Genomic DNA, 8,105 nt, shown 5'->3' with positions numbered 1-8,105 from the left:
GCTGGACTCCGTTATACCTCATACCCAGGGCGTTGCCCTGGGCTGGTATGTCGCGCCCCTTTGGGGCTTGGGGGATCGCATCCTCCGGGTGCCTCGATCATCGTTGTGGCCAAGGCGATTTGCAGGTTCCCCTCGTGACACCGCTCCAGCGGTGTCACGCATGTGTTGGGCGCTTCGCGCCCTGAGGTCTGCGCTGATACGACGATCAAGGCCGGTCGAGGCGACTGGTCTGATAAGCCGGGCCGCACTGGGGTGCGGTGCTTCCAATGGTCCGCTACCGTAGCGCAGGGTCAGGCACTTCAGACCGCAATCGCCAGTGACCGGGGTGATCAGCGAGGCCAATGGACCTGATGAATTCGGCGCTGCCTGGTCAATCCAGCTTCAGGCCGAAGCGTTCGGCTAGGCGCTCGTAGCGTTGGCGGATCTCTACCGGCGCTAGCTGCAAATTTTTGGCGGCCTCGGCGATCCGCTCGGCGGTGATAGGCGATTGTGGGTCCCATTCCACTGGCTCTACTCCTTCAAATCTTCCAAGAAACGTATTGAGCAGTTTGCGATCGATCAGGTCTGGGCAGGTTTGAGCGAGCCCAGCCAGGGCAACGCGACGCACCGACTCATCGGCGTCCCGTAGCAAGTCGGGCAAGACTGCCAAGCCCCGCGGATCGCCGACGGCGCCTAATGCCTCAACGATAGCCTGGCGGGTGCAGGCCGGACTGGCGGGCAGGTGGTGCAGTAGAGGTTCAAGGGCCTGGGGACTGCGCAGGTCTCGGAAAATAAGGCTAAGCCACAACAGCGTCTCGCAATCGCAGTCCGGCCTCGCCGCAGCCTCGACAAGTCGGTCCAGTTGCTCGGGCGCGGGCGCCCACGCGCATGACCCATGATTGTTGTTCGTCATCGAAGCCAGGGCCCAGGCCGCTGCATGGCTCATGGCCACACCGCCGGAGAGGCGGAGTGTCAGGCGATCCGGCGCAGCAGGTTCTTGGCAATCCCAGCCCGACCAGCCCAATTGCATCAGAGTGAGGGCAATCTCGGTGGCCTCACGCTCATCGCATCCGGCAAGCCGGTCAGCCCTTTCGGCGAGCCAAGCCGAGAAGCTCTCATCGCCGCATGGGACACCCAATATCTGGATCATGGAAAAGAGGCTGCCAGAGTAGAGCCGTTGCTCTGGCTCGCTGCGGAAGAACTCGTCCAGCAGATAGTCGCCGAGGGCGAGTGACCAGCGCGACGTGGCCAGTTCCATTACGGCGGCAGTCAGACTGGAACCGACTACCCCCCCGCCATCGCCGCGGCGCACCTGGGCCGCCAAGACCTGCAGGACCTCTTGGGCCACCGACGTGCTCACATTGGGCTCATCGGCCAGGCAGAGGGCGGCCATCACCGCCCGTGGTCGGACGGTGCCGGTCTCATCCGGCAAGGGGTGCAGGATCGCCAGCAGGGCCGAGTCTACGGTATCGTCGTTGCAGGCTGTGAGGCACAAGCGCAGAGCCTCGCGCCAATTCTCCACCACGTCGATGTCGAGTACGCCAATCATGCTCACGGGGGACTCCCCAACGTGCCCAGCCAGCGGCGCAATGGCCTCGGACAGTCCCTGCGCCTTATCCCGCCCCCGATAATGCCCCTGCACCAGCGCAATGCCCGCCAGATACTCCTGAAAAGTCAGATGCCGAAACTCATAGATCGGCACACTGTGCCCGTTATGCCGGGTGTGTCCGCTCTGGATCAGTATCCCAGTACGCCGCTCCAGCAGTGCGAGAAATTCCTCCGGGTTGTGCTGCTGCAGCGGGTGGATCTGCGGATAGTCCATCCGGACCTGGCGGAGCAGGTCCAGTGCCTGATCCTCGCGAACCTGCTGTATGCCCTCGGAGCACATGGCATGGGCCAGGTATTCCAGTTGGGGTAGGGCCTCGCGGGGGTCGAGCGCCGAATCTACGACGCTGCGCCAATTAAGCAGCACCTCGACTGCTTTTTCATACAGATCCACACGGCGCTGCGGCAGGCGCCCAATCTTGCGTTTGATGAGCGCCATGGTGGTCAGCAGCATCGGGTTGCCGGTGAGGCGCTCGATGCGGTCGCTGGAGTGGATGTCGTGGATCAGGTCCGCCGCGGCCTCGTCGCGGCGCTCGGCGCGTTCGGTCAGGGCGCACCAGCGACGGGCGAAGTCGTCCTTGTCCTCCTTGGACAAGTCGGCGACGGTGAGGTGCTCGAAGCCGGCACGGATGCGGTAGCCCATTTCCCGGTAGCCGACGATGCGGGAGGTGACGACCATCGGGGCCTTTTCAATGCTGTGGTGGATCGCCACGAGTTGGTCGGCGAAGCGCGCGCGTGCCCCCGGGTCTGTGATCTCGTCGAGTCCGTCCACAAGCAGCAGAGCCTCGCCCGCTTCGAGCTTGGCGCGCAGGAGTTGGCGCAGCGGCTCGCACTGTGACTCCGGGAGTTCGGTCCTGCGCAGGCTGTGGCGCAGCATCGCGTCCAGGGTATCGGCCTCCGCCGGCAGGTCGCGGCAGCGGATCAGGACGGGCAGCCAGTCGGTGTCCGGGAGGCTTGCGATGTCCGGCAGGTCGCGCCACTCGGGGACCGCTTGCAGGCGCAGCAGATAGGCGGTGGCGAGCCACCGCAGCAGGGTGCTCTTGCCGGCGCCGGGGTCGCCCAGCACCACCAGTCGCCTTGTCGCACCCAGGCGCTCGCCCAGGGAGACGCGGTTGTCCTTCTCAGCGCCGTCTCGGGCGGACCCGCCCCAGCCGGGGGCGCGGCGTCGTTCCAATGCCGCCAGCGTCGTGTCGTCTACCTGATCCCCCGCCTGAACCTCCAGGCGCATCCGCAGTGCCACATAGAGTCGCCGTACCTGCAGTTCCTGGTGGGCAAGGTGCCGGTCGTCCTCGGGCAGGTTGACAAGGTCGATGATGTCGCACGCCTTCAATGCCAGTGCGCGGTAGCGCGATTCCAGATCGTACTGCTGTTGAATCAGTCGCGTATCGGCATCCGGTGGACACCGGATCTGGAGTGCCTCGATCAGCTCGGCGATTGCCTGGGCGGGGTTGCGGGCATATTCGGCGATCTTGGTGTCCTGGGCCAGAACCTCCAGGTAGGCATCCGCGTCTATCCGCACCGCGAAGACGTGAACCTTGCCCTGCTGGCCGCGGGCGGCATTGACCAGCCGGTAAGGCAGCCCGGTTCCCGCCGCCTTGATGGTGCCGCACAGAACCAGGGGGCCGTTGGCCGCCAGGAGATTGGATGCCTCTTCCGTAAAGGAGTCCCCGACCAGGACGGTCCCGAAGTGGACGGGCTCGTAGCCTGCGGTGCGGATGGGCCCGGCGAGCGTTTCGGCGGTTGCCTCTTCGCCCTCGGCATGAACGATCAGGACCTTGACACTCATCGGATGGCCCTCAGCAAGCCTTGAACCCCCGCGGCCCAATCCGTCACCAGGTCCGCGTACTTGATGTCGGCCAGGATGGCGGGCGGCCCGCCGCCGCTGATGCGCGCCGGCAGTATCCTGACGGCCTGGCCGCTGAGTTGGCGGTGCAGGCTGGACTGCCACTCCCGGTCGGTCCAGTCGGAGGGGCCGGCGGCGGAGTAACAGAGGATGAGGTAGGCGGTGCCGGTCAGACCCTCGTCGACCCGGGCGACGATGGAGTCGCCGACACCGATCTCCCATTCGTCGAACCAGACCTGGTGTCCGGCGTTGCGCAACTCGACGGCGAGGCGCTCGACCAAGGCGGCGTCGGGCTTGCGGTGGCAGAGGAAGCAATTGGCCATGGCACACTCCTTGGGCTGGGACTGCATTCTAAACGACGGACGGGGATTCTGGCCGCCCCTGGTTGCCCGGACGGGCGCCGCAAGCCCCGGCGCGCCCGCAAGCGCGGGGTTTGAGCCTTGCCATATGCAGAATCATCGTGCATCCTGCAATGTATGTATATCAAAAGGCACGCAGAGCAGCCGCTGAGGGCCATCCTCGCCGGCGATAAGGTCGGCATCATCCTGGGTGCGCGGCAGGTCGGCAAGACGACCTTGGTCGAGCACGTGCTGGCCGATCAGGGGCCGGGCGCGGTCTTCCTTAACCTCGATATCGAGGCGGACAAGGCGCGGTTCCGCGCCGCCGCGGCCTTGGCGCCCGCCGACGGCCTGCGCTCGCTGGGCAATCCCGCGGTCCTGGCGATCGACGAGGCGCAACGCCTGCCGGAGGCGGCGCGGATCATCAAGGGTTGGCACGATGCGCGGCTGCCCGCGAAACTCCTCCTGCTCGGCTCCTCCTCGCTCAACCTGCTCGATCAGGCGGCGGAGAGTCTGACCGGGCGCAACCGCAAGCTGGTGCTGCCGCCGCTGTGTTGGTTCATCGCCGAGGTCGCCAAGCGCAATGCCCTGCTCGGCTCACCGGGAGAACTGTTCTTCTGGCGCACCCGGGCGCAGTCGGAGGTCGACCTGGTCGTGAAACAGGGCAGCGGTCTGCGGGCCTTCGAGGTCAAGTGGTCGCCGCGGCGGGTCTCAGGTCGGGCCTTCCGCGATGCCTATGGCGTGGTGGTTGAGCCGGTCGGCCCGCAGAACCCATTCGTGCTGGACCTCATCGAGGAGTAGCCGGCGGGATGCGCGTCCCCGGTGGGGCGCGATCACCGGACGGCGTTCGTCAGGGGCGGGAGGTCCCTGTAAGGCGTGCGTTGGAGCGGCTTGCGCCGCGACAAGGCCACGGCAGCCGGCGCGGTCGCGTCGCGGCTAACGGCCATGCGGGCCTGTCCGTCACCCCGGAGCACGAAAATTCCTTGTGGGAGCAGCCTCCGGCCGCGCTGCGGTGCCGGGGCGCGAACTCCGACGCCGGGTTCCCCGCGCAGTCCGTCGCGGCTGAAGCCGCTCCCACCGGGTCCCGACCTGACTTGCAGGGCTAAAGTGACAGCCTGGTGTCGGCGTCGGGCTTTCCGGCCTGCGCCGGAAATGCTAGTCTCATGGCTGCCCACACCCGCACGGCGGGCGTCGCTGGTCACGGTGCGGCGCGATTCCCGCGGTGTCATCAAACGCATTCGGAGCCAGTCATGGAATTCCTGTTCGAGAACGATGTCGGCGAGATCCCCTACGTCATCTCCCAAATCCTCGACACCTGTGTCAACGGCATCACCCTGTCGGACCCCAACCAGCCGGACAACCCGCTGGTCTATGCCAATGCCGCCTTTGAATTGATCAGCGGCTATGACCGACAGGAGATGCTGGGGAAGAACTGCCGCTTTCTGCACGGCGACGACCTGGATCAGCCGGAGCTCGAGCGCATCCGCGTCGGGGTGCGTGACCAGCAGTCGGTCACCGTCACCCTGCGCAATTACCGCAAGGACGGTAGCATGTTCTACAACCGCTTCACCATCCGTCCGCTCTTCGACCGCCAGGGGCGCCTGCTCTATTTCCTCGGTATCCAATACGACGTGACCGATGCGGTGCTTGCCCGGGAGGAATTGGCGCGTCTGAATGCCCAGTTGGAAGCGATGGGGGAGACACCCTAATACCCCGTTCCAGCCCACTGCGGCTAAGCAACGAGTCGAGAATAAGTCAAACACACCACAATCGTTGTCGTTGTCGTAATCGAGGTTATCGTAGCGCCCCGGATTCTCTCGCGCGCCAAATGGCATCGCTTCTCCGATTACGACAACGACAACGATAACGGTGCGACAAGCATTCCCTAATCGAGCAGTGCGGGCGCTGCGGCTCTCCTGCTTCCACCTGGGAGCCGATGGCGCTTGCCGTCGCGTCGGCCCGGGGGCCGCCCCCCGCCACGCGCGGCCCATGGTTGGCCCTGTGCGGTGATTGACGCCTTCACGTTCTCCGCTATGCTAGGGCCGTCAGGGCTCGAGATGCCGGGCCGCCGCCCGACGGTGCCTGGGGTACCTGATCAGACGACGGGGCCCCAGCCGGCCCGACCCGACGCATAACCCACGGGGGAACCAGCATGACCGACCACGATACCGACACCAGGACGACCGACGAGCCCGGGGGATTCACCAGACGCGAGGCGCTCAAGGTCTCCGGCCTCGCCCTTGGGGGGCTCGCCCTGGGCACCCTGGGCGAGCTCGTCGCGGACGCCGCGCAGGCGGATGGGCAATGCCGCCCGGACGCCACGGATTGCTGCCCCGAGGGGCCGCGGTCCAGCTTCGCCGACAAGGCCAAGTCGCAGCGTTACTCCTATTACGACAGCCTGCCGCCGTTCTACCCCTTTGGCAGCTCCACCCCGATCTACACGGGCAAGGGGTCGACCATCGTTCCGCTCGGCCCGACCGAGATGCGCATCACCTTCCTGGGCTCGTCCGATCCGCCCCGGACCCTGGCTCAGCGGATGATGAGCATCTTCGTGGAGGTGGGCTGGGACAGCAGCCGGGGTCAGCCCCTGGACCAGTTCGTCTTCGACTGCGGGTCCGGGGTCTGCGCCAACTACGGGGCCATGAACATCGGGTTCGGGCGCATGGACAAGGTCTTCCTGACCCACCTGCACGCCGACCACATGAGCGACCTGGTGCACATCTATTGCTTCGGCCCCCCCGCCGACCGCAAGTCCCCGCTCTGGGTGTGGGGGCCGGGCCCCTCGTGGGTGCCCAATCCCGCTTACACAGACACGAATGGCCAACCACAGTATTACCAAGACGGGACCACTGTCTTTTGCCAGCACCTGCGCGAGCTCTGCCGCTGGCATTCGGAGAGCATGGGCTTCGAGACGAGCGCCTACATTGGCTACACGCCGCCCTCACGGGAGGACTGGGGCCTGCCCCACAACGCCCAGCCAGTGGGAGGGGACGCGAATAACGACGGCTACTCCATCATCCCGGTCGAGCTGGCACTGGAGAACTGGCCGAGCGATAACCTGGTGGCTTACAACAACAGCACGACCGGGGTCAAGATCAGCTACTTCCCGGTGATCCATACCCGCAAGGGGGCCATCGGCTACAAGCTGGAATGGCAGGGCCTCACCATGATCTTCACCGGCGACACCAAGCCGGAGTCGGTCAGCCTCCAGCAGGCCATCAACAGCGCGAAGGGCGTCGATGTCTTTATCCATGAGATGGTCCCGCCCCCGCAGGTGTGGGCCATGAAGTCGGCCAACCTCCCGAAGCTCCCGGCGGAAGACAGCCCTTCGGTCAAGACGATGGTGACGGTGGAGAACAGCTCCCATACCTCCCAGGGGGCCTTCGGTTACCTCCTGAGCCAGATCTCGCCGCGCCCGCGCCTCACGGTCGCCACCCATTTCCCGACGGCCGACGATACCGTCGAGTGCGCGCTGGCCAGCGTCAAGGCCCATTGCAAGGTCTATCAGGGCAACCAGCGGCCGGCGGGTGCGGCGGACGCCGCGCGCATCACCTGGTCCTTCGATCGGATGGTGATCACGGTCTCCAAGGATCGCATCCTCGAGCAGAAGGGGGTGGTCGAGCAGTTCGGGTTCGGCCCGAATTACCAGGCGCCTCCGGGGACTGACGTGTACGGCAACGGCTTCCTGGCGCCGAAATACAGTTGTATCGAGACCAACAAGCCGGTGGGGGACCCTTACGCCCAGATCGACACCACCACGGAGATCGAGCCCTGCGGCGGGTCCTACGGGGAGGGGTGCCACTACAACAGCGACGGCTATTGACCCCGCCGCCGGGCGGCACCCCCGCCCAGGGGCGTCGGGCCGCGGGACCGGCAGAGGACCGACCCGCGGCCCGCGCACGTTCAGCCTCCGAACGCTTGAGACCACCGATCATGTCGACACACCGCTTTTCCCCCTTCCTGGCCGCCGCGCTGGCCCTGGGTCTGGCGAGTCCGCACGCACTCTTCGCCGCCACCGATGACCAAGTCGGGACCCTCGGCACCGCCGGTACGCCAGGGACCGCCGGCAACCCGGGCACCGCCGGGGGTCCGGGTGGCCCCGGCGGCCTCGCCTCCGCCGGCGCCGTCGGCGCCGATCCGGACAACGGCGCCGCTGCCCTTGGCGGTGACGGCGGCGTGGGGGGTGACGGCGGGGATGGACTGAGCGCCGGCGCCGACGGCGGGGCCGGCGGTGCCGGCGGTCGTGGCGGGGACGCCGCTGCCGCGGCGGCCACCACCCTCGGCGCGGGGGACGGGGTCGCGGGTGCCCAGGCGACTGGGGGCATCGGCGGCACCGGGGG

Annotated in this window: 5 protein-coding genes and 1 pseudogene; 4 read left to right on the top strand and 2 right to left on the bottom strand. The window is 66.6% G+C overall.

Features of this window, described 5'->3' with window-relative positions; all coding sequences use genetic code 11:
- Positions 1-370 precede the first annotated feature (370 nt).
- Both QZY48_RS29350 and QZY48_RS29345 read right to left on the bottom strand, forming a co-directional pair.
- Positions 371-3,370 (bottom strand): NACHT domain-containing protein, encoded by a 3,000-nt coding sequence (locus tag QZY48_RS29350; protein WP_295437316.1) that lies wholly within the window; start codon positions 3,368-3,370, stop codon positions 371-373.
- Positions 3,367-3,750: a toll/interleukin-1 receptor domain-containing protein gene (locus tag QZY48_RS29345; protein WP_295437314.1), complete on the bottom strand. Its 384-nt coding sequence runs from the start codon at positions 3,748-3,750 to the stop codon at positions 3,367-3,369. The genes QZY48_RS29350 and QZY48_RS29345 overlap by 4 nt, the downstream gene beginning before the upstream one ends.
- Before the next feature lie 153 nt (positions 3,751-3,903).
- Between QZY48_RS29345 and QZY48_RS29340 the strand changes: the two genes are divergently transcribed.
- The 4 genes and pseudogenes from QZY48_RS29340 to QZY48_RS29325 form a co-directional block, all read left to right on the top strand.
- Positions 3,904-4,566, top strand: coding sequence for an AAA family ATPase (locus QZY48_RS29340; protein WP_295437313.1), 663 nt, complete (start codon positions 3,904-3,906; stop codon positions 4,564-4,566).
- 449 nt (positions 4,567-5,015) lie between these two features.
- A complete protein-coding gene (locus tag QZY48_RS29335) occupies positions 5,016-5,474 on the top strand; it encodes a PAS domain-containing protein (protein ID WP_295437312.1) in 459 nt (152 codons plus the stop codon).
- 443 nt (positions 5,475-5,917) lie between these two features.
- The gene (locus tag QZY48_RS29330) at positions 5,918-7,588 is read left to right on the top strand and encodes a hypothetical protein (RefSeq protein WP_295437311.1); all 1,671 of its coding nucleotides are present in this window, start codon (positions 5,918-5,920) and stop codon (positions 7,586-7,588) included.
- Between the two features lie 110 nt (positions 7,589-7,698).
- Positions 7,699-8,105: pseudogene (locus QZY48_RS29325) on the top strand (hypothetical protein); the annotation flags it as partial.

Source organism: uncultured Thiodictyon sp. (genome assembly GCF_903828115.1).
GTDB lineage: Bacteria > Pseudomonadota > Gammaproteobacteria > Chromatiales > Chromatiaceae > Thiodictyon.
Note: the sequence above shows the minus strand (reverse complement) of the source record. Positions and strands in the feature narration are given on the sequence as shown.